General features: G+C 64.8%; 20 protein-coding genes. 18 read left to right on the plus strand and 2 right to left on the minus strand.

Translation table 11 applies throughout. The annotated features are described in order from the left end of the window. Positions 1-69 precede the first annotated feature (69 nt). The 14 genes from sufC to ACCQ00_RS14610 all read left to right on the plus strand — a co-directional run bounded on the left by sufC (position 70) and on the right by ACCQ00_RS14610 (position 15113). Complete coding sequence (gene sufC, locus ACCQ00_RS14545; RefSeq protein ID WP_039573811.1) at positions 70-834, plus strand: Fe-S cluster assembly ATPase SufC; 765 nt, start codon at positions 70-72, stop codon at positions 832-834. Then, a complete protein-coding gene (sufD, locus tag ACCQ00_RS14550) occupies positions 834-2096 on the plus strand; it encodes a Fe-S cluster assembly protein SufD (RefSeq protein WP_039573809.1) in 1263 nt (420 codons plus the stop codon). The genes sufC and sufD overlap by 1 nt, the downstream gene beginning before the upstream one ends. Beyond that, positions 2093-3337 carry a cysteine desulfurase gene (locus tag ACCQ00_RS14555; protein WP_039573807.1) on the plus strand — a complete coding sequence of 415 codons (1245 nt, stop codon included), beginning with the start codon at positions 2093-2095 and terminating at the stop codon, positions 3335-3337. The genes sufD and ACCQ00_RS14555 overlap by 4 nt, the downstream gene beginning before the upstream one ends. Before the next feature lie 293 nt (positions 3338-3630). Further along, a complete protein-coding gene (locus ACCQ00_RS14560) occupies positions 3631-4170 on the plus strand; it encodes a GNAT family N-acetyltransferase (protein ID WP_039573804.1) in 540 nt (179 codons plus the stop codon). Continuing rightward, positions 4167-4496, plus strand: coding sequence for a non-heme iron oxygenase ferredoxin subunit (locus tag ACCQ00_RS14565; protein ID WP_039573800.1), 330 nt, complete (start codon positions 4167-4169; stop codon positions 4494-4496). The genes ACCQ00_RS14560 and ACCQ00_RS14565 overlap by 4 nt, the downstream gene beginning before the upstream one ends. A gap of 349 nt (positions 4497-4845) precedes the next feature. Beyond that, positions 4846-7164: a TonB-dependent receptor gene (locus ACCQ00_RS14570; protein WP_039573797.1), complete on the plus strand. Its 2319-nt coding sequence runs from the start codon at positions 4846-4848 to the stop codon at positions 7162-7164. A 48-nt stretch (positions 7165-7212) separates the two neighbouring features. Then, entirely contained in the window at positions 7213-7899 is a 687-nt protein-coding gene (locus ACCQ00_RS14575; protein WP_017157686.1) for a Fe2+-dependent dioxygenase, read from the plus strand. After that, on the plus strand, positions 7892-8650 hold the full coding sequence (locus tag ACCQ00_RS14580; RefSeq protein WP_039573793.1) for a tetratricopeptide repeat protein: 759 nt from the start codon (positions 7892-7894) through the stop codon (positions 8648-8650). Before ACCQ00_RS14575 ends, ACCQ00_RS14580 begins: the two co-directional genes overlap by 8 nt. A gap of 7 nt (positions 8651-8657) precedes the next feature. After that, positions 8658-9299, plus strand: coding sequence for a PepSY-associated TM helix domain-containing protein (locus ACCQ00_RS14585; RefSeq protein ID WP_039573789.1), 642 nt, complete (start codon positions 8658-8660; stop codon positions 9297-9299). Between the two features lie 21 nt (positions 9300-9320). Further along, positions 9321-9836: a DUF2271 domain-containing protein gene (locus ACCQ00_RS14590; protein WP_039573786.1), complete on the plus strand. Its 516-nt coding sequence runs from the start codon at positions 9321-9323 to the stop codon at positions 9834-9836. 181 nt (positions 9837-10017) lie between these two features. Beyond that, positions 10018-10821, plus strand: a complete 804-nt coding sequence (locus tag ACCQ00_RS14595) for a DUF4198 domain-containing protein (protein WP_039573782.1) — start codon at positions 10018-10020, stop codon at positions 10819-10821. A gap of 150 nt (positions 10822-10971) precedes the next feature. Beyond that, on the plus strand, positions 10972-12198 hold the full coding sequence (locus ACCQ00_RS14600) for an IS256-like element ISXax1 family transposase (protein ID WP_011345585.1): 1227 nt from the start codon (positions 10972-10974) through the stop codon (positions 12196-12198). 165 nt (positions 12199-12363) lie between these two features. Beyond that, positions 12364-13335, plus strand: coding sequence for an FAD:protein FMN transferase (locus ACCQ00_RS14605; RefSeq protein WP_039572805.1), 972 nt, complete (start codon positions 12364-12366; stop codon positions 13333-13335). Continuing rightward, the gene (locus ACCQ00_RS14610) at positions 13332-15113 is read left to right on the plus strand and encodes a flavodoxin domain-containing protein (protein WP_039572802.1); all 1782 of its coding nucleotides are present in this window, start codon (positions 13332-13334) and stop codon (positions 15111-15113) included. Before ACCQ00_RS14605 ends, ACCQ00_RS14610 begins: the two co-directional genes overlap by 4 nt. Positions 15114-15356: 243 nt before the next feature. Here ACCQ00_RS14610 and ACCQ00_RS14615 read toward each other — a convergent pair whose 3' ends face one another. Together ACCQ00_RS14615 and ACCQ00_RS14620 are read right to left on the minus strand one after the other, a co-directional pair. Further along, positions 15357-16232 carry a HutD/Ves family protein gene (locus ACCQ00_RS14615; RefSeq protein WP_372353968.1) on the minus strand — a complete coding sequence of 292 codons (876 nt, stop codon included), beginning with the start codon at positions 16230-16232 and terminating at the stop codon, positions 15357-15359. A 426-nt stretch (positions 16233-16658) separates the two neighbouring features. Further along, the gene (locus ACCQ00_RS14620) at positions 16659-17033 is read right to left on the minus strand and encodes a ComEA family DNA-binding protein (RefSeq protein WP_006452365.1); all 375 of its coding nucleotides are present in this window, start codon (positions 17031-17033) and stop codon (positions 16659-16661) included. Positions 17034-17190: 157 nt separating this feature from the next. On the opposite strand from ACCQ00_RS14620, the gene ACCQ00_RS14625 reads away from it, so the two are divergent. The 4 genes from ACCQ00_RS14625 (at position 17191) to murU (ending at position 21276) form a co-directional block, all read left to right on the plus strand. After that, the gene (locus ACCQ00_RS14625; RefSeq protein ID WP_039572796.1) at positions 17191-18684 is read left to right on the plus strand and encodes a M20 family metallopeptidase; all 1494 of its coding nucleotides are present in this window, start codon (positions 17191-17193) and stop codon (positions 18682-18684) included. Between the two features lie 535 nt (positions 18685-19219). Next, on the plus strand, positions 19220-19492 hold the full coding sequence (locus ACCQ00_RS14630) for a GlsB/YeaQ/YmgE family stress response membrane protein (protein WP_039572794.1): 273 nt from the start codon (positions 19220-19222) through the stop codon (positions 19490-19492). 57 nt (positions 19493-19549) lie between these two features. Beyond that, positions 19550-20569 (plus strand): aminoglycoside phosphotransferase family protein, encoded by a 1020-nt coding sequence (locus ACCQ00_RS14635; protein ID WP_039583622.1) that lies wholly within the window; start codon positions 19550-19552, stop codon positions 20567-20569. Continuing rightward, the gene (gene murU, locus ACCQ00_RS14640) at positions 20566-21276 is read left to right on the plus strand and encodes an N-acetylmuramate alpha-1-phosphate uridylyltransferase MurU (RefSeq protein ID WP_039572787.1); all 711 of its coding nucleotides are present in this window, start codon (positions 20566-20568) and stop codon (positions 21274-21276) included. Before ACCQ00_RS14635 ends, murU begins: the two co-directional genes overlap by 4 nt. Positions 21277-21457: the final 181 nt, after the last annotated feature.

The following is a 21457-nucleotide window of genomic DNA, read 5'->3' on the forward strand; positions in this document are numbered from 1 at the left end:
CAGAACCCCACACCGATGCCGACCGGCTGACTCGCGTTTACCAATCCCAAATTTCGAATCCCCAATCCCATGCTCAAGATCACCAACCTCCACGCCAGCATCGCCGGCAAAGACATCCTCAAGGGCCTGTCGCTGGACATCCAGCCCGGCCAGGTGCACGCCATCATGGGCCCCAACGGCGCGGGTAAATCCACGCTGGGCAATGTACTGGCCGGTCGCGATGGCTATGAGGTCAGCGCAGGCAGCGTGCAGTTCGACGGCAAGGATCTTCTCGACCTGCCGCCGGAAGAACGCGCCGCAGCCGGCCTGTTCCTGGCCTTCCAGTACCCGATGGAAATCCCCGGCGTCAACAACACCTATTTCCTGCGCGCCGCGCTCAATGCGCAGCGCAAGGCGCGCGGCGAAGACGAGCTGGATTCGATGCAGTTCCTCAAGCTGGTGCGGCAGAAGCTGGCCGTGCTGCACCTGAAGGACGAGCTGCTGCATCGCGGCGTCAACGAAGGCTTCTCCGGCGGCGAAAAGAAGCGTAACGAGATCTTCCAGCTGGCGGTGCTCGAGCCCAAGCTCGCCATCCTGGACGAGACCGATTCCGGCCTGGACATCGATGCGCTCAAGAGCGTGGCCGACGGCGTCAACGCGTTGCGTTCGCCCGAGCGTTCGTTCCTGGTCATCACCCACTATCAGCGCCTGCTCGACTACATCAAACCGGACGTGGTGCATGTGCTGGCCGAGGGCCGCATCGTGCAGAGCGGCGGCCCGGAACTGGCGCTGGAGCTGGAAAAGCATGGCTACCACTTCCTGAAGGACCGCGTGGTGCCTGAGGTTGCCGCCTGATGAGCGCCCTGCTCGATTCCCTGGCGCGCGGTTTCTGCGGTGGTGACGCACGCCGCGCCGAGCTCGATGCCGCCCTGCAGACCGGCCTGCCCGGCCCGCGTGCCGAGGCCTGGAAATACACCTCGTTGCGGCAGCTGGAACGGCGCAGCTTCCAGCCTGCCCCGTTGGTGCCGACGCTGGTGGATGCGGCCGCGCTGGACGACATCCCGTCGCCGCGCCTGGTCTTCGTCAACGGCCGCCCGTCCGAAGCGCTCAGCGATCTGTCCACGTTGCCGGAAGGCGTGCAGCTGGACACCCTGTCTGCATCGCTGGCTGCGAGCGACGAGGCGCAGCAGTTGCTGGGCCGCCGTTTCGACGGCAGCGATGAAGTCTTTGCGCGCCTGAATGCCGCGCTTGCCGACGAAGGCGTGCTGGTGCGCGTGCATGCCGGCGCGCAGATCGCACTGCCGCTGCAGTTGGTGTTCGTCGGCGTGGCCGGCGAACAGGATCTGTCGTGGCATCACCGCCACCTGATCGAATTGCGTGCCGGCGCCGCATTGCAGGTCGTCGAGCATCACCTGCATGTCGGCGATGCGGCGCATCTGGACAACAGCGTGATGCATGTGCATCTGGCACAGGGCGCGGCGTTGTCGCACGCGCGCGTGCAGGCCGGCAGCGCACATGCGACGTCGCTGCTGCGCACCGACGCGGTGCTGGCGGGCGAGGCGCGCTACCAGCGTGTGGACCTGGAGCTGGGTGCCGGCCTGTCGCGGCACGAGCTCAACGTGCGCCTGGAAGGCAACAACGCCCGGCTGACCGCCAATGGCGTGCTGCTCGGCAACGGCCGCCGGCATGTGGACACGCGCCTGGGCATCGAGCACATCGCGCGCGACACCGCCTGCGAACTGGTATGGCGCGGCGTGGGCGCAGACCGCAGCCGCGTGGTGTTCCATGGGGGCATCCGCATCCGCACAGGTGCCGACGGCACCGATGCACGGTTGTCCAACAAGAATCTGCTGCTGTCGTCCAACGCCGAAATCGACACCCAGCCGGTGCTGGTGATCGATGCCGACGAAGTACAGGCCGCGCATGGTGCCACGGTGGGCCAGCTCGACGACAACGCCTTGTTCTACCTGCGCTCGCGCGGCTTGCCGCAGGAACAGGCGCAGCGCCTGCTGAGTGCCGCGTTCTGTCACGAACCCTTGCGCGTGCTGCCGGCCGCCTTGAGCGCCGTACTGGCGCTGCAACTGGACCGTGCATTGAATTCGGCGGGCGTGGCATGAACGTGTCCGCCGTTCCGCCCAGCGCAACGCCCGACTGGGACCGCGTGCGCCTGGATTTCCCGCTGCTGATGCGGCAGGTGCATGGCAAGCCGCTGATCTATTTCGACAACGCGAACACGGGGCAGAAGGCGCTGCAGGTGATTGCCGCCACCGACGAGTTCTACCGGCGCCAGAACGCCAACGTAAGCCGTGCCGTGCATGCGCTCGGCAGCGAGGCGACCGACGCGTTCGAGGGCGCGCGCAACAAACTGGCGCGTTTTCTCAACGTCCGCGCCGATGAGCTGGTGCTGTGCAGCGGCACCACCTTCGCGATCAATCTGGTGGCGTATTCGTGGGCATTGCCGCGGCTAGGCGCCGGCGATGTGATCCTGATTTCGCGCATGGAGCACCATGCCAACATCGTGCCGTGGCAGTTGGTGGCCCAGCGTACCGGCGCCACCATTCGCGTGGCCGAAATCACGCCCGACGGCGCGCTGGATCTGGATGCCTTGCGCAAGGCGATGACCCCGGACGTCAAACTGCTGGCGATCACCCACGTGTCCAACGTGCTGGGCACGGTCAACCCGGTACGCGAGATCTGCCGCGAAGCGCGCAAGCGCGGCATCGTCACCCTGGTGGACGGCTCGCAGGCGGCACCGCATCGGCGCATCGACGTGGCCAGCATCGGCTGCGATTTCTACGCCATCACCGGGCACAAGATGTGCGGCCCTACCGGTACCGGCGCACTGTGGGCACGTCGCGAGCACCTGCAGGCGATGCCGCCGTTTCTGGGCGGCGGCGAGATGATCAAGGAAGTCAGCTTCGAGAACACCGTCTTCAACGATGCGCCGCACAAGTTCGAAGCCGGCACGCCCAACATCGCCGGTTTCGTCGGCCTGGGCGCGGCAGTCGATTACCTGGGATCGCTCGGGCTGGCGCACGTGGAAGCACGCGAAGCCGAGCTGCTCGCCCATTTCACCGAAGAGCTGCAACGCATCGATGGTCTGCGCATCTTCGGCACCACGCCCGACAAGGCCGCGGTGGTGTCGTTCCTGATCGAAGGTGCGCATTCGCACGACCTGGCCACCCTGCTCGACCTGGAAGGCGTCGCGGTGCGCTCGGGCCAGCACTGTGCGCATCCGCTGCTACAGTACTTCGGTGTCGCCGCCACCTGCCGCGCGTCGCTGGCGTTCTACAACACCCACGACGAGATCGAACGGTTTGTTGCTGCGCTGAAGAAGGTGCGGACGCTGCTCGGGTAAGGAGTAGACCCCTCAGTTCTCTGCGCCGTTGCAGTTCCTTCTCCCGCCGGGACATTGTCCTCCTTTATGGGGGAGAAGGTGCCCCGAAGGGGCGGATGAGGGTACGTGCGACACCCGGCGTTGCTCGACTGCGCGAGCGCTTCGCTTCGTACCCTCTCCCGAGGGGCGAGGGCTTGCTCAACGGATCATGCGCGCACCTAGCTAACCGGCGTGCATAGATAATGAAACCGGCCAAGCTCCAACGACTCCCACATTCCGAATCCCCATTCCCCATTCCCGATTAAACTGCCTCCATGCAGACCACCACTTTCCGCACCGCCACCGTCGCTGACATCGACGCCCTTGTCCTGCTGGTGACCTCGGCCTATCGCGGCGACAGCAGCCGCGTGGGCTGGACCACCGAGGCCGATATTCTCGAGGGTGCGCGTATCGATCCGGCCGTGCTGCGCGACGATATCCTGCGCGAACGCAGCCTGGTGCTGGTGGTCGAACAGGATGGGCGTCCGGTGGCCTGTGCGCATATCGCCGACGACCACGGCGCCGGGTACTTCGGGATGTTTGCGGTGGATCCTTCGTTGCAGGGCAGCGGGCTCGGCAAGACGCTGTTGGCCGAAGCCGAGCGCCTTGCACATCGCCAATGGCAGGTGCCGGTGATGCGCATGAGCGTCATCGATGTGCGCGATGAACTCATCGCCTTCTACGAACGCCGCGGGTATCGCCGCACCGGCATCGTCAAACCCTTCCCGTATGGCGACGAGCGCTTCGGCATTCCGCTGCGCCAGGATCTGCGTTTTGAGGTGCTGGAAAAGCAGTTGAGCGGGCCAACCCCGTGAGCGACACCTGGACCTTCGTCTGTGCCAGCGATGCGCTGCTGCCCGGTGAAATGCAGACCGTCTGGGACGAGGTCACCGACACGCCGATCGTGGTGTTCAACCTCGATGGCGCCTTGTATGCGCTGGAAGACCGCTGCAGCCACGAAGACTACGAGCTGTCGCCCGGCAGCTTCGATCCGGTTGCCGGCACCATCGAATGCCAACTACATGGCGCGCGCTTCGATATTCGCGACGGCCGCCCTTTGTGCGCACCTGCCTACACGGCCGTGCCCAAGTTCCCGGTCAAGCGCGAACACGACGGCATCTGGACCCGCGACGACCGCTGACTGACGCGATGCGATGCGATGCGCAGGCCGTTCCGCCCGACGGCGCCACGTGACAGCGCCTGCCATCGCCTCACAAATATTGCAAAGAAGAATGATTTGCATTTAAGATCACATCCTTAAGGCCTTCTTAACAACTGGCCTGTCTGCGATCCCATGCAACCAGCCCTGCTCGACACCCGCCCCGCTCGTTCGCTCCGCCTGCGCGCCCTCGCGCAGCGCTTCAGCTTGCCTGGTTCGGGCGACTGTCGGCGCAGCGCTTCGGGTTAGCCGGCGCAACGTCCACGCATTCCATCCCGCATCCGCCGAGCCATCGCCAGGTGGGAGCCTCGACTCCTCTTTGAGACCTTCCATGACGCCTCGCATTTCCCCGCTCGCTTCGGCCGTGTTGCTGACGCTGTCCGCCCCCGCTTTCGCCCAGCCCGACGATGTGGCGGCGCCTCCAGGGGCGGTGGATCTGGATGCGATCCGGGTGCAGCAGGAACGTGCGCAAAAGCCGTCTTCGCCCAAGTACACAGAAGCGCTGCGCGACACGCCGCAGACCATTACCGTGGTCACCAAGCAGACCATGGACCAGCAGAATCTGCTGTCGCTGCGCGATGTGCTCAGCACCCTGCCCGGGATCACCTTCGGCGCGGGCGAAGGCGGCGGCGGCTATGGCGACAGCATCAATTTGCGCGGCTTCACCGCCAGCAGCGACATCACCACCGACGGCGTGCGCGACAGCGCACAGTACAGCCGCAGCGACACCTTCAACCTCGAATCCGTCGAGCTCATCAACGGTGCCAACTCGGCCATGTCCGGCGCAGGCTCGGTCGGTGGCAACATCAACCTGGTCACCAAGACTGCCGGCCAGGGCGACTTCACCAACGTCATGATCGGCGGCGGCAGCGACCGTTACGGCCGCCTCACTGCCGACAGCAACTACGATTTCGAAAACGGCATTGCCGTGCGCTTGAATGCGATGGGCCACACCCAGGACGTGCCGGGCCGCGACGAAGAATTCCGTCACCGTTGGGGTTTTGCGCCGTCGGTGGCGTTCGGCCTGGGTTCGGACACGCGCTTTACGCTGAGCTACCTGCACCAGCACGACAACAACCTGCCGCAGTACGGCGTGCCGTTCGCGCTCAGCCCGTTCAACGATGGCCCGTTGCCGGGCGTGGACCGCGAAACCTATTACGGCTATCGCAATGTGTCGCGCCAGGACATCGACGTGGACATGCTCACCGGCGTGCTGGAAATGGACTTCGACGACAACGTCAAACTGCGCAGCCTGGCGCGCTTGCAGCGTGTGGATCAGCGCACCATCGCCACTGCGCCCGAGGGCACCTGGTGCCTGCCCGACAACACCAACGCCTACACCGGCCGTGCCTGCGTAGGCCAGCCGCCGTCGACCTGGAACCCCAACAGCGGGCCACGCGGACTGGTGCGCGACACCGAAAACTTCATCGCGCACAGCCAGACCGACCTGACCGCCACATTGCACACCGGCGCCATCGAACATCGCCTCGTCGCCGGTGTCGCCTTCAGCAAGGAAGATTTCGAACTGGATAGCGGTTCGCTGTTCCGCAATGCCGACGGCTCCACCACCGGCATCACCTACCCGCTGCAGTCGTTCGACAACCCGTACAACATCTGGACCGGACCGCAGAACTATTTCCGCACCGGCCGCAGCAAGGGCAGCCTGACCAACCAGGCGGTGTACCTGTTCGACACCTTGCAGTTCAACGAGCAGTGGATGCTCAACCTGGGCGGCCGCTACGAGCACAACGAAGGCGACACCACCACCTATACCGTCAACGCCACCGGCGGCGTCACCGGCGTGGCCGCAGGCTTCCCGGCCGGCAGCAAGGACGACCTGTTTTCGTATCGCGCCGGACTGGTATTCAAGCCGGTCGACAACGCCAGCCTGTATCTGTCCTATGCAAATGCGAAGACGCCCTCCAAGGCCTCGGTCAACGGCTCGTGCACGCCGATTGCCACCTCCACGGTGGGTGCCAACTGCAATGTCGAACCGGAAACCGCGGTCAATATCGAACTGGGCGGCAAGTGGGATGCGTTGGACGAGCGCCTGGCGCTGACCGCCGCAGTGTTCCGCAACGAACGCGAGAACTACAAGGTCAACAGCGGCGATCCGCTGGTCCCCGAGCAGGTGCTGGACGGCAAGGCGCGCGTGGACGGCATTGCGCTGGGCGCGGCCGGCTACCTGACCGAGCGCTGGTCCATCTTCGCCAACTACACTTTCCTGGACAGCGAAGTGCTGCAGAGCGTGTCCAATCGCACCGCCAGCCTCACAGGCGACCCCATCGCCGGGCGCGAGCTGGTGCAGACCCCGCGTAATGCCGGCAACCTCTGGACCACCTACCAGCTCAACCAGTGGACCTTCGGGTACGGCGTCAACTATCAGGGCAGCTTCTACCCGAACAACACCTCGACCGCGGTGTATCGCAAGACCGACGCCTATTGGGTGCACCGCGCCATGGTCGGTCTGCGCGTCAACGAGTGGCTCAGCCTGCAATTGAACGTCAACAACCTGTTCGACAAGGAGTACTACACCAGCATCCGCAACAACCTCACTGTCAACGCCGCAGGAACCGTCACGGCGGGCAGCGGTTGGGCATTGCCGGGTGATGGCCGTTCGGCAGTGTTGAACGCCACCTTCAGCTTCTAACCCTCAGGCATGCCGTCCGCGCAGCGCGGGCGGCGTGGAGACCACCGCATGTTGTTGCCCATCCCCGATGTGCTCAGCCACGCGCAGCTCGGCCAGTTGCGCGCGCAGCTGGACGTGGCCGACTGGGCAGACGGCCGCATCACCGCCGGCCCCCAATCGGCACAGGTCAAGGACAACGCACAGTTGCCCGAAGACAGCGCCGTCGCACGCGAGGCCGGCGCGCTGGTGCTGGAGGCGCTGGCGCGCAGCAGCACGTTCTTCTCGGCAGTGTTGCCGCGCAGGATCTACCCGCCGCTGTTCAATCGCTACAGCGGCGGGCAGTCGTTCGGCTATCACGTGGACAACGCGGTGCGCTACGACCGCAGTCGCGGCGGTGCCGAAGCGGTGCGCACCGATGTCTCCGCCACGCTGTTTCTCAGCGACCCGGACAGCTACGACGGTGGCGAGCTGGTCATCGAGGACACCTACGGCACGCAGTCGGTCAAGCTGCCGGCCGGGCACCTGGTGATCTATCCGGGCACGAGTCTGCACAGGGTCATGCCGGTCACGCGTGGCGCGCGTGTGGCGTGTTTCTTCTGGACACAAAGCATGCTGCGCGACGCTGCGCAGCGCCGCCTGTTGTTCGAACTGGATGTCTCGATCCGCCGCCTCACCCAGGACACGCCCGGGCATCCCTCATTGATCCAGCTCACCGGCGTGTACCACAACCTGTTGCGGCAATGGGCCGATGTCTGAGCCGGCGCTGGACATCGCGCAGCTGAGCGCATTGCTGCGCGCGCAGCCGGAACAGGCGCGTGCGCTCTTGCACAACGCCGCTGCGAACCATGACGTAGGCGCACAGCTGCTGCTCGCACAGATGTATGCCGAAGGACGCGGCATTGCCGCAGATCCGGCTGCCGCGATGCTGTGGTACGAAGTGGCCGCCAATGCGGGGTGTGCGGAGGCGATGAACCAGCTTGGCCGCTGCCATGAGCTCGGGTTCGGCACGGCCATCAACGAGGTGCTGGCCGTGCTGTGGTATCGCCGCGCCGCCGACCATGGCCTGGCGTGGGGCATGTACAACCTGGCGCACATGTACGCCTCCGGGCGCGGCGTGGCGCAGGACCACGCGCAGGCATTGGCGCTGTACCGCCGCGCGGCCGAAGCCGGGCATGCCAAGTCGATGAACTTCCTGGCGCGCTATCTCGACCAGGGCCTGGCCTGCGCTGCAGACCCTCTGGCCGCATGCGTGTGGTACCGCCGCTCTGCCGAAGCGGGCGATTTCCGCGGCCAGGCCGGCTACGCCACCCTGCTTGCCGACAGCGGCGAGCTGGATCAGGCCGAGACATGGATGCGCCGCGCCATCGCAGGTGGCCACGCCGGCTTTCTGCAACAGCTCGCACCACTGCTGGCCGGCGCGCGCCATCCGCGCCTGCGCGCCTTGCTGCACGAGGTGGCTGCACGGCAGCGGCAACTGCAGCCCTGCGTTTCCGAAGAGGTGGCCTGAGCGCAGCATGTCGACCTCAGACCACGCTTACCTCGCCAGCGCACAGCAACGTCGCGGTTTCTGGCTGCGCATGCTGCATCAGTGGCACTGGATCAGCTCGGCGCTGTGCCTGATCGGCATGCTGCTGTTTACGGTCACCGGACTGACCCTGAACCACGCCGCACGCATCGAAGCCAGCCCATCGACCGAGCAACGCTCGCTGACGCTGCCGCCTGCACTGCTGCACACGCTGGGCAACCGGCAGGAAGGCAATGCACCGTTGCCGCCGCGTGTGGCGCAATGGTTGGGACGCCAGCTCGACATCGGCATCGGCGCGCGCACCGGCGAATGGTCGGCCGACGAGGTGTATGTCGCACTGCCCCGCCCAGGCGGCGACGCGTGGCTGAGCCTGAATCGCACGACCGGTGCAATCGAATACGATCGCACCTCGCGTGGCTGGGTGGCCTATCTCAACGATCTGCACAAAGGCCGCAATGCCGGGCCGGCCTGGGGCTGGTTCATCGACGCGTTCGCCATCGCCTGCCTGGTGTTCTGCATCACCGGCCTGTTCCTTCTACACCTGCATGCACGGCAGCGGCGCATGACCTGGCCGCTGGTCGGCCTGGGCCTGCTGATTCCGCTGCTGCTTGCCCTGCTGTTGATTCACTGAACCTTTCTACCGGAGACGATCATGCGCGTCACGTTGACCATCGCCTTGAGCGGCCTGCTCGCCATGCCCGCATATGCGGCCACGCTCGACATCAATGTCGAAATTCCCAAGCTCACCGTCGCCGAATACCACCGCCCGTATGTCGCGATCTGGCTGGAAGGCGCAGATCAGAAGGTCGCCGCCAATCTGGCGGTCTGGTATCAATCCAGGGACACCGCCGAAGGCCACGGCACCAAATGGCTGCCGGATCTGCGCCAGTGGTGGCGCAAGAGCGGCCGCACCCTGAGCGTGCCGGTCGATGGCGTCACCGGCCCCACCCGGCCGGCCGGCGCGCATGCGCTGTCGTTCTCCGACACCAAGGGCGCATTGAAGTCGCTGCCGGCGGGGCAATACACGCTGGTGGTGGAAGCCGCCCGCGAAGTTGGCGGCCGCGAGCTGGTCAAGCTGCCTTTCACCTGGCCGGCGACGTCCGCGCAAACAGCCAAAGCCAGCGGTAGCAGCGAGCTCGGTGCAATCAGCCTGGTGGCAAAGCCCTGAACACCGCGTTGGCGTTCGCCGTGCTCTCCAGCATGTCGATTTTTCCACAGTGCATACCTCGCGCATGGCGGCAACGCGTGTCGCTTCACACCTGGCGCTTTCCACGCACCCGGACAGCGTTGCAGTCTCGCGCTGATCCCACATGCGTCCCATCGTCGTCATCGTCTTTCAAGGAGTCGTCATGAAACGCTCGCTCGTCCTGGTCGTCCTGCTTGCCGCACTGCCGGTCAGCGCACTCGCCCACAAGGCCTGGTTGTTGCCGTCGCAGACCGTCGTCGCTGGCGATACGCCATGGATCACCGTGGATGCCGCAGTGTCCAACGATCTGTTCTACTTCAACCACTTGCCGCTGCGACTGGATAACCTGAGCATCACCGCCCCCGATGGCAGTGCGCTCACGCCGGAAAACCCGGCGACCGGCAAATACCGCAGCGTGTTCGACCTGCAGCTCACCCAGCCCGGCACCTACAAGCTCGCCATCGTCAACGCAGGCCTGTTCGCCAGCTGGAAGGAAGACGGCAAACCTAAACGCTGGCGCGGCAACGAAGCCAGCTTCGCCACCGAAGTCCCGAAAAACGCCAAGGAATTGCAGGTCTCGCAATCGCTCAACCGCGTGGAAACCTTCGTCACCCGCGGTGCACCGACGACCATCGTGTTCAAGCCCAGCGGCAAGGGCATCGAGCTGATTCCGGTAACGCACCCCAACGATCTGGTCGCTGGCGAAGCGGCGCAATTCACCCTGCAGCTGGACGGCAAACCGGCCGCCGGGCTGGAGATCGACATCGTGCGCGGTGGCACCCGGTACCGCAATGCGCAAAACGAGATCAAGCTCAAGACCGATGCCAAGGGTGGCTTCAGCGTGACCTGGCCGGAAGCCGGAATGTACTGGCTGGAAACCACCAGCGAAGACACAAAGACCTCGCTGCCGCAGGCCAAGCAACGTCGCCTGGGCTATGTCGCCACGCTGGAAGTGCTGCCGCAATAAGAGCGGCACGACAAACCACAGCGCTCGCCGCCAGGCGGGCGCGGCCGTCGCATGCTGCGGTGAATACCCTTCGCGCTTACCGGTGGGCGTGTCCTAGATTTTGTGTAACCGGGCCACAGGCAGGAGACTGCCACCTAACCCGGAGACACCATGAGCCCACGCACACATGAGGTACCCGACGAGCTGCTTAGCAGCCTGTTGGTCAACTACACCAAACCCGAGGATCTGATCGGCGAGAACGGCCTGCTCAAGCAGCTGACCAAGCGGTTGGTGGAGCGGGCGCTGGACGCGGAGATGACCGAACACCTCGGTCATGACAAGCATGAGCCGGTCGCCAACGCGGCCGGCAACACGCGCAACGGACGCAGCCGCAAGACGCTCAAGGGCGAGTTCGGCGAGCTGCCGATCGAGATTCCGCGTGATCGCCACGGCAGCTTCGCGCCACAGCTGATCCCCAAGCACCAGACCCGCTGGGCCGGCTTCGATGACAAGATCTTGTCGTTGTACGCGCGCGGCATGACCGTGCGCGAGATCCAGTCGCACCTGGAGGAGATGTACGGCACCGAGGTGTCGCCGAGTCTGATTTCCTCAGTCACCGATGCGGTCGTCGAGGAGGTCAAGGCGTGGCAGGCGCGGCCACTGGATCCGGTCTATCCGATCGTCTATCTGGACTGCATCCACGTCAAAGTGCGCGAGGGCGCGGTGCGGGTCAAGGCGGTGTACCTGGCCATCGGCATCACCATGGGCGGCGAGAAGGAAGTGCTGGGCCTATGGCTGGCGCAGGCCGAGGGTGCCAAGTTTTGGCTGCAAGTCGTGACGGAGCTACGCAACCGCGGGGTGCAGGACATCTTCATTGCCTGCGTCGATGGCCTGAAGGGGTTTCCCGAGGCGATCGAGGCGGTGTTCCCGCAGACCACCGTGCAGCTGTGCATCGTGCACATGGTGCGGCACAGCCTGAACTACGTCTCGTGGAAACGCCGCGCCGAGGTTGCCGCCGATCTCAAGCGCATTTACGCCTGCGCCACCGTCGAGGAGGCCGAGCAGGCACTGACCGAGTTCGAGGCCAAGTGGGACGCCCAGTACCCGCCCATCAGCCAGTCATGGCGGCGCAATTGGTCACGACTGATCCCGTTCTTCGACTACCCACCGGAGATCCGCAAGGTGATCTATACGACCAACGCCATCGAGTCGGTCAACATGAGCCTGCGCAAGCTGACCAAGAACCGCGGCGCGTTCCCCAGCGACGAAGCCTTGATGAAACTGTTCTACCTGGCTCTGCGCAACATCACCAAGAAATGGACGCTGCCGATCCGCGACTGGAAGGCTGCGCTGAACCGCTTTACGATCCAGTTCGAGGGGCGACTTCCTCAGCGGTAACCCAAACCACGGTTACACAAAATTCTGCACACGCTCTTACCGGTTTCTGCGTGCTGTCCAGCCACTGACGACCGATCGCGACGTTCTTGGCCTCCAGCGGTCAGGCACGGCAGCAAGGGCACCTTTGCGGCATGCTGCTGCTTCCCGCACCCACCCTGTCACGCCATGCCCGCAGCGCCTTCCAACCACGAAATCGCCACCCTGGGCGGCCGCAGCATGGGCACCACCTGGAGCGTGAAGCTGGTGGCGCCGCGCGGGCGCGACCTGCATCCGCTGCATGCCTGCATCCAGGCCGCACTGGATCGTGTCGTCCGGCAGATGAGCACCTGGGAGCCCGACTCGGACATCAGTCGCTACAACCGTGCGAGCGCGGGTCATTGGCAGACGCTGCCTGCAGAGTTCCACGCGGTACTACGCGCCGCCCTGGACATCGCCCAGGCCAGTGGCGGCGCCTTCGATCCCACCATCGGCCCGATGGTCGAGCTGTGGGGCTTCGGCGCCTCCGGCGGCCGACGACGGGTGCCTTCGCGCGAGCAGATCGGGCTGGCCGGCTTGCGTTGCGGCTGGCAGCGCCTGGATCTGGACGGCATGCGCGTGCTGCAGCCTGGCGCAGTGGCGCTGGATCTTTCGGGCATTGCCAAGGGATTTGGCGTGGACTGCGTACACCACGCGCTCATGCAGGCCGGCATCGCGAGCGCGTTGATCGAAGTCGGCGGCGAATTGTTCGGATACGGTCGCAAACCCGATGGCAGCGCGTGGCGCGTGCTGGTGGAATCGGCACCCGACGAAGATGCAGGCGCGGCATTGCCGGCACGCGTACTCGCGCTGGATGGGCTGGCAGTGGCTACCTCTGGGGATCGCTGGCACCGCTTCGACGCCGACGGCGTCCGCTACGCGCACACGTTCGACCCGCGCACCGGCGTACCGGTGCCGCATGCGCCTGCCGCGGTCACCGTGCTCGCAAACGATGCGATGCACGCAGATGCGTGGGCCACGTCAATGACCGTGCTCGGCGTGGATGACGGACTCGCCCATGCGCGCACTGCGCATCTTGCGGTGCGCTTCCTGTCGCGTAACGACGGCGCGCTGCACGAATCGATGAGCCCTGCCTTCGAACAGCATCTGGCTGCGTCATGAGTCTTGCACGACCACGCGCCCGGCTTGGCAACAGCCTGGTGTTGCTTGCATTGGCGGCGCTGCTCGGATGGTTCGGCAGCCTGCATGACGGCGCGTGGTGGAGCCCACCGACGCCGCACCGCTGGCAACTGGCGGCATTGGGCGTGGTGGCGTACTCGGCACTGTGCGCGCTCGTCGTATGGCGCTCATCCATCGGCGCTAGCGCGCAACGCGGCGACGCCAGCGGTGTGTTGATCGCCTGGGCGAGCCAGACCGGGTTCGCGCGCGAACTGGCCGAACGCAGCGCCGCCGCTTTGCAGTCGGCTGGGATAGGCGCAGTGGCGCTGCCGTTGGATGCCGTGGATGCCAGCCAACTCGCGCGCGTGCCGCGGCTGTTGTGCATTGTCAGCACCACCGGCGAAGGCGATGCACCCGACCATCTGCAGGCCGCCGAGCGTCGCTGGTTGACTGGTGACGGCCAGGATCTGGCCGCACTTCGCTACGCCGTGCTGGCGCTAGGCGACCGGCGCTACACGCAGTTCTGCGCATTCGGTCGGCGCCTGGACGATCGCCTGCAGGCACGCGGTGCCGCACCCTTGTTCGCGCGTATCGAGGTCGACAACGCCGACCCACAGGCGCTGCAACAATGGCAGCGACAACTGGCGAAACTGGCCCCCGCACTCGCGACGCAGCCGGATTGGAGCATACCGACCTACGCAGCCTGGCAACTGCGCGAGCGCATCCACGTTAATCCCGGCAGTGCCGGCGCGCCGATCTATCGGCTGCGGCTGACGCCGTGCGACGGCCAGTTACCCACATGGAAAGCAGGCGACATCGCCGAGATCGCGCCACGCCATCCAGCCGCCACGGTGGACGCCTGGTTGCAGCGGCATCGCTACGATGGCGCGCAGTCTATCGACAACCGCATGCTGCGCGACTGGCTCAGCGGCGCGCAGCTTCCCGCCGGACTGGCTGCCCACAGGGAGAAACATGCAGCTTCATCCCGAAAAGCAGCGGAACGAGCAGCTGCAAGGCTTGACGCAAAAATCGTTGCTCCGGTGGATCTAGCGCCAATCGCAGGCAACGCAAACGAAGAGACGAAAGCACAGGCGACTGCACTCCCGCAGACAGCTTCCGGGATCGGCACCGCATCGCCACTGGAGATGGAAACGCTGGTGCGCAATCTGGTGGCCCTCCCTCATCGCGACTACTCGCTCGCCTCTCTCCCCGAGGAAGGTCATATCGAACTGCTGATACGCCAGCACCGCCACGGCGACGGCAGCCCGGGCCTGGGCAGCGGCTGGCTGTGCGTGCATGCACCGATCGGCGCACCGATTGCATTGCGCCTACGCAGCAACCCCGGCTTCCACCCGCCGGCTCCCGATCGGCCGATGCTGCTGATCGGCAACGGCACTGGCATCGCCGGCCTGCGCGCGCATCTGCGCGCACGTATCGCTGCCGGAGCGCGGCGCAACTGGTTGGTGTTCGGCGAACGCAACGCTGCGCACGACGCGCTCTACGCCGACGAACTGCAGCAATGGCAACACGCCGGCTGGCTCGAACGTCTGGACCGCGTGTATTCGCGCGATCAGGATCAATCTGCACGCTATGTGCAACACGCGCTGGCTGCAGCGGCCGCCGACGTGCGCTTATGGGTCGAACAGGGCGCCTGCCTCTACGTGTGCGGCAGCCTCCGCGGCATGGCACCGGAGGTAGACCAGGCGCTAGACAATATCCTGGGTGCATCGGTCAGGCAGCAACTGCTACACGACGGCCGCTACCGACGCGATGTGTACTGATCCGCGTCACCGCGCCGGCAAACCTTCACGCCAATAATCGGCCAGACACGCGTCGACGCCCCGGTCCGCATTTCATCCAGCACGCCTTCGACACAGGACACCTGCCCGCTCGCCCCACAATGCGCCGGACGCAAACCGCGGGCAAACGTACATCCAAGATATCCGGACTGCACACGAGCAGTAGGGGCGCGTGGCCGCCGACCGAGTCGCCGCAGGCAGGGCTGCGTAGCGCCGTCGTCAGGTTCAATGTTCCGGCAACGGACTCACCCGGATCGCCAACAATTCGCCGCCACCGTCGAGCATGTAACGGGTGCGCGTCGCTGCGCTCAGCCACGCGGTGTCGCCAGCCGCCAACGGCGGCAAACCGCTGTCGCGCCCGAAACTCGCCTGGCCGGCAAGCAGATGAATCGCCCAGGCGCTACCCGGGTCGGCAAAGAACAACATGGTGCCGACCAGCGGACGATGCAGCAGCTCGGTCTGCAGCAAGTCGCGCCGCCACATCAGGTTGAAATCCTGGGTAGGACCGTCCAGCAACACCGCCTCAACCGCCTCTTCGCCAGCAAATCGCACGCGCTGATAGGGCGGCACTAAGTCAACACACCTGCTACGCGAAGCAGTTGCACCCAGGCGCTCACCCGCGCCCAACGAGCCATCGCCAGCAGCATGCTCGTCAGCACTCCCTGCGCCACTAGTGTCCGGACCAGCACCCTTCCGGGCATCCGCAGCGGTTTGGATTCCAGCAGTTGCGGCGCTGCCATTCGCGTGAGCGCTAGCACTGCCACTCGTGCGAGCACCGGTGTGGGTGTGGGTGTGGGTGTGGGTGTGGGTGTGGGTGTGGGTGTCGGTGTCGGTGTCGGTGTCGGTGTCGGCATCAGCATCGCCACTGCCGAACATCAAGCGCATGCCGTTACCCCGAAGCAGCACCAACTCACGATCGATGCCTGCGAATGCCGAAAACGCTGCATCCTGCTCGATTTCGGCAATCGACAACCGCAATGCCCACTGCGCCGTATCGCCCAGGCGCAGGATCTCCCGAGTCCAACCCAACTGATTGCGCCACCGCTCACGGCGGTACTCATTGGCCGGAATCACCCGGCTGCTCAGGTCTGTCAGCTGCATCGGCGCATTGTGCCTCAAGCTCGCGCCTCGAGATCAGGCCGTATGTTGCCGCGTCGCCTGCCTTTATCGGCAAGACGCATAGCCAGTGACCTGAACATCTAGCGGCGGGCTACGACACGACCATCGTAAGGCGGGCTCTACCGATGCTCGTATGCATGCGTCACTCGAACGCTTTGAGGCTTTGCAGCGCAGTCCATCTCGGGAGAAGGTTCCCGCCACGTTTTTGCTGCCCACTTCAGCACACCTTGCGGTGCGCGATCCCAAGATCTTCACGGGCCCAAAACGAAAAACGCCCGGCTGCACATCCAAGTGCAACACCGGGCGATTCCACATCCTTGTCGGCTTCCAGCCATCCCCCAGACATCCTGTCCAGTTAGGTTGCGGCCACGCATCCTCGCGTCGAACCGTATCTCGGATCCCTTCCCCTTAACGCCGTCCCACCGGTTTCACCGCCGCCCCCTTGGCAGCCTTCTTGGCAGGAGCCATCGTGGCTCCTACTTCGATCAGGTCGCGATTCCGTTCGACCGTCTTGAGTCCGATGCCCTTGACCAGTGCCAGTTCCTCGGCACTTTTGAAGGGACCGTTTGCCTGACGGTGCTCGACGATTGCCTCGGCTTTTGATCGCCCGACATTCGTCAGCACCTTGTCCAATTCCTCAGCAGACGCGGTGTTGATATCGACCTTGTCGAGCGCATACGCATTCGAGGACAACAACAACGCCAGTAGCAGGGACTTCAGGACTACGGTAAATGACTTCATTGCAACGCTCCTTGTGGCTTGGGTGATGGTCCTAGCCAGCATTCCTGCCGGCGGAGCCAGTGTCCCGCGCCACATGCAGCAATCCTATCGCCAACGAACTTTTCACACAGCCGGTGAACTGCGCGCCGCCTTGTAGGGAAATCCCTACCCCATGTCACCGGCGTAGAATGTGCTGCTACGTCACGCATTCGGAGCCTTCATGGACAGCGCCAAGATCGACCAATTCATCAGCGACACCTGGGACCGCGAGATCGTCCCGCAACTGGTCGATTACATCCGTATCCCCAACAAGTCGCCGATGTTCGACGCCGACTGGGTGGCCAATGGCTACATGGAGCAGGCCGTGACCCTGATGGAAACCTGGGCGCGCGCGCAGGCCATCGACGGCATGCAGGTCGAGGTAGTGCGCCTGGAAGGCCGCACCCCATTGATCTTCATCGAGATCCCGGCCACCGGCGCCGAATCGGGCGACGACACCGTGCTGTTGTACGGGCACCTGGACAAGCAGCCGGAGATGACCGGCTGGGACGCGGACCTGGGGCCCTGGGAGCCGGTGCTGCGCGAGGACAAGTTGTATGGGCGCGGTGGCGCCGACGACGGCTATGCCATCTTCGGTTCGTTGGCCGCAATCCTGGCGCTGCGTACCCAGGGCCTGCCGCATGCGCGTTGCGTGGTGCTGATCGAGGCCTGCGAAGAGTCCGGCAGCTACGATTTGCCGGCCTATGTGGACCATCTGGCCGAGCGCATCGGCAAGCCGTCGCTGGTGGTGTGCCTGGATTCGGGTTGCGGCAATTACGAACAGCTGTGGTGCACCACCTCGCTGCGCGGGCTGACCGGCGGCAACCTGACGGTCAAGGTGCTGGAAGAAGGCGTGCACTCGGGCGATGCCTCGGGCGTGGTGCCGTCCAGCTTCCGCCTGCTGCGCCAGCTGCTGTCGCGCATCGAGGACGGAACCACCGGCCGCATCCTGCTCGACGGCCTGCATGTGGAGGTGCCCGCCGAACGGCTGACCCAAGCGAGGGCCGCAGCTGCCACGCTGGATACCGCTATTTTCGACAAGTTCCCGATGGTCGATGGCCTGGTGCCGATGCACGAAGACCTAGCCGAATTGGTGTTGAACCGCACCTGGCGCCCGGCGCTGTCGATTACCGGGGTGGATGGCATGCCGCCGCTGGCCTCAGCCGGCAACGTGCTGCGTCCGCAGACCGCGGTGAAACTGTCGCTGCGACTGCCGCCAACGGCCGATGGCAAGGCCTGCGGCGAGTTGCTCAAGGCAGCGCTGTTGCGCGACCCGCCCAATGGTGCGCGGGTGACGCTCGAGCTGGAAAAGGCCTCCTCCGGCTGGAATGCACCGGCGATGGCACCATGGCTGGAAAAGGCGATCGATGACGCCAGCCGGGCTTTTTTCGACAAGCCGGCGATGTACATGGGCGAAGGCGGCTCGATCCCGTTCATGGGCATGCTTGGCGAGAAGTTTCCCGGCGCGCAGTTCATGATCACCGGCGTGCTCGGCCCGCATTCCAATGCGCATGGCCCCAACGAGTTCCTGCACATCCCGATGGGCAAGCGCGTGACCGCGTGCGTCTCGAAGGTGATTGCCGACCATCATGCTGCCTGCCTGCGCGGGGAAACCAGCGGCTCGCCGGTGGCGGCCGATAGCGGCACCCGTCATGGCGGGCATGGTTGCTGTTGAGTTAGCGGTTGAACCGATGCATCCGGTTGGCTTGAATCAGCTGCTGCGAAAGCTTAGTAGCGGTTTGTGCGGGTGCTTGCGTGGGTTGGTGGTTGGTGGTTGGTGGTCTGGCTGCCTGGTTGGCGATCAGGCTCCTGGTGCGCCTTGGCCGCCTGACTTCACGCGTTGCCTGGCCCCGTACCCTGACCCCAACCCCTCTCCCGACGGGAGAGGGGCTCAGGATCTGCTCCTCTTCGGGCAAGGATTTGGAAGTTGCTTGCCGATGCAGAGCCGTTTTTCCCCTGAAGCCTCGCCTGCGATGCTTTTGCTTTTTGCAAACCTCATCCCCCGACATTTTCCTGCGGACATGTCTCCTGGGAAGCGGCTGGCCGGAGAGATGGATGGCTTCGCATGAAATCAAAAGCGCACAGCGGCAGAAGCCGATCACTACGCTCTGAGAAGTCGATGCATCGGCGCGATCGCTCCTGCGCCCACTGCGCCAGGCAGCGACATCCGAAATGCTAGTCTGCCGATCCCGTCCACCTTCGGTGCTGCGATGAATCATCTGTTTGGTAGCGACAGCTGGCTCTACATTCTGCTGGTCGGTTTTGTGGTTGGGCTGCTGGCGCGCTTCATTACGCCGGGTACGCAACGTCTGGGCTGCCTGCTGACGATCGTGCTGGGCATTGCCGGTGCCGTGGTCGCCAGCTGGTTTGGCCGCTACATGGGGTGGTACCACGCAGGCGAGCCGGCCGGTTTCCTTGGCGCGCTGCTCGGAGCGATTGCCATCCTGGCGTTGTTGCGGTTTTTCAGTGGCAACAAGCGCTGAGCGTTTCGACGCGTCTCTGCTGCGTCTATCCATCACTCCACTACACCTTCTCTCTCCATGACGTCACTTCATCCGGATCCTGCGCGCGATGCGCGTCGCCTGCACTGGGCGCAACAAGCGCTCGACGATCCACACGCCTCGCTGCAGCGCGCATCGGTCGATGCGGGGTTTCGCAGTTATTGGCGCACACGCGGGCGTGGCGTGGATCGCATCTTGATGGATGCGCCACCGCAGCTGGAAAACGTGGCGCCGTGGCTGCGCATGCATGCGCTCCTGGGCGCCCATGGGGTACGCGTGCCGCAGGTGCTTGCACAGGATCTGGACACCGGCTTTCTACTGCTGGAGGACCTGGGCGTTCCGACGCTGGCACAGGTCCTCACCGACGCCAACGCCGACGACTTGCTGGATGGCGCGATTGCTCAACTGTTGTTGCTACAAAAAATCCCCCCACCTGCCGATAGCGGCGTGTTTGGCGAAGCACTGCTCCAACGCGATGCCGGTTTGTTCGAAGAATGGTTTTTGGGCCGCCACCTGGGCGTGCAGCTGGACTGCGCCCATGCCGAGCAATTGCAACTGGTGCAGCGCCGTCTGATGGACAACGCGCTGGCCCAGCCGCGCGTGTTCACCCACCGCGATTTCATGCCGCGCAATCTGATGCCGGTACCCGATGGCCCGGCGGTGCTGGATTTCCAGGATTGCGTGATCGGCCCGATCGCCTACGACCCGATCAGCCTGTTCAAGGACACGTCGGTGAGCTGGCCGATCGTTCGGGTAGACGGCTGGCTGCAGCGCTATCACGCCCGGGCAACGGCGGCCGGGTTGCCGGTTCCGCCGCTGGCGCACTTCCTGCGCGATGCGGACTGGATGGGCGTGCAGCGCCATCTGAAAAACCTGGGGATTTTCTCGCGCCTGAGTCATCGCGATGGCAAGCATTGGTATCTGGACAATGTGCCGCGCTTCATTGCGTATCTGGACGAAGTACTGCCGCGCTACGCCGAGCTTGCGCCGCTCATCGGCCTGCTGGAAGAGGTGATCAAACCCGCGCTGGCTGCGCGTGCGCAGCAGGCCACGGCATGAAGGCGCTGATCTTCGCCGCAGGATTCGGCGAGCGCATGCGCCCGCTGACCGAACACACGCCCAAGCCGTTACTGTCCGTCGGCGGCGCGCCGTTGATCGTGTGGCATCTGCGCAAGTTGGCGGCGCTGGGGGTGGACGAGGCGGTGATCAACACCTCGTGGCTGGCCGAGCAGTTCCCGCAGATGTTGGGAGACGGCAGCGCGTACGGCCTGCGGCTGACCTATTCCTACGAAGGGACCACACCGCTGGAAACTGGCGGCGGCATGTTGCATGCGCTTCCGCTGTTGGGCGATGCGCCCTTTTTGCTGATCAACGGCGACATCTGGACCGATTTCGATTTTTCCCGACTGTCGCGTGCGCCGCAGGGATTGGCGCAACTGGTGCTGGTCGACCAACCTGCATATGCAGCGCGTGCGGATTTCGCGATGGACGCCGATGGCAAGGTACGTGCCGATCTCCCTGCTACGCATACTTATGCCGGCATCGGTATCTATCGGCCAGCATTGCTACGCGATTGGCCATCGGTGATGGGCCCGCTGCCCGCACAGGGCAGCACGGCGCCGCGGTTTGCGCTGGCGCCGATCCTGCGCGCGCAGATGGCAGCAGGCTTGATCGATGGCATTCACCATTCCGGGCGCTGGACCGATGTCGGCACGCCGCAGCGGCTGGCGGCGCTGGATGCGCAGTTGCTGCACGACGGCGGCTGATCGTGGCCACAACGCCGCATCGCCCGGTGTGCATCGGCATTGCGTGCACCATGCGCACCGGCCATCCCGACGGGTCCTTGCAGCAGAGCCACAGACCGCCTGCTCTGCAAGCTCTAGGCGATGTGCCTCGAGCGCCTGGACCTGCCATAGATGTGCTGATGGGAATCGCGAAGCAGCTCGG

Source organism: Xanthomonas sp. NCPPB 3761 (genome assembly GCF_041475705.2).
GTDB classification, from domain to species: domain Bacteria; phylum Pseudomonadota; class Gammaproteobacteria; order Xanthomonadales; family Xanthomonadaceae; genus Xanthomonas; species Xanthomonas phaseoli.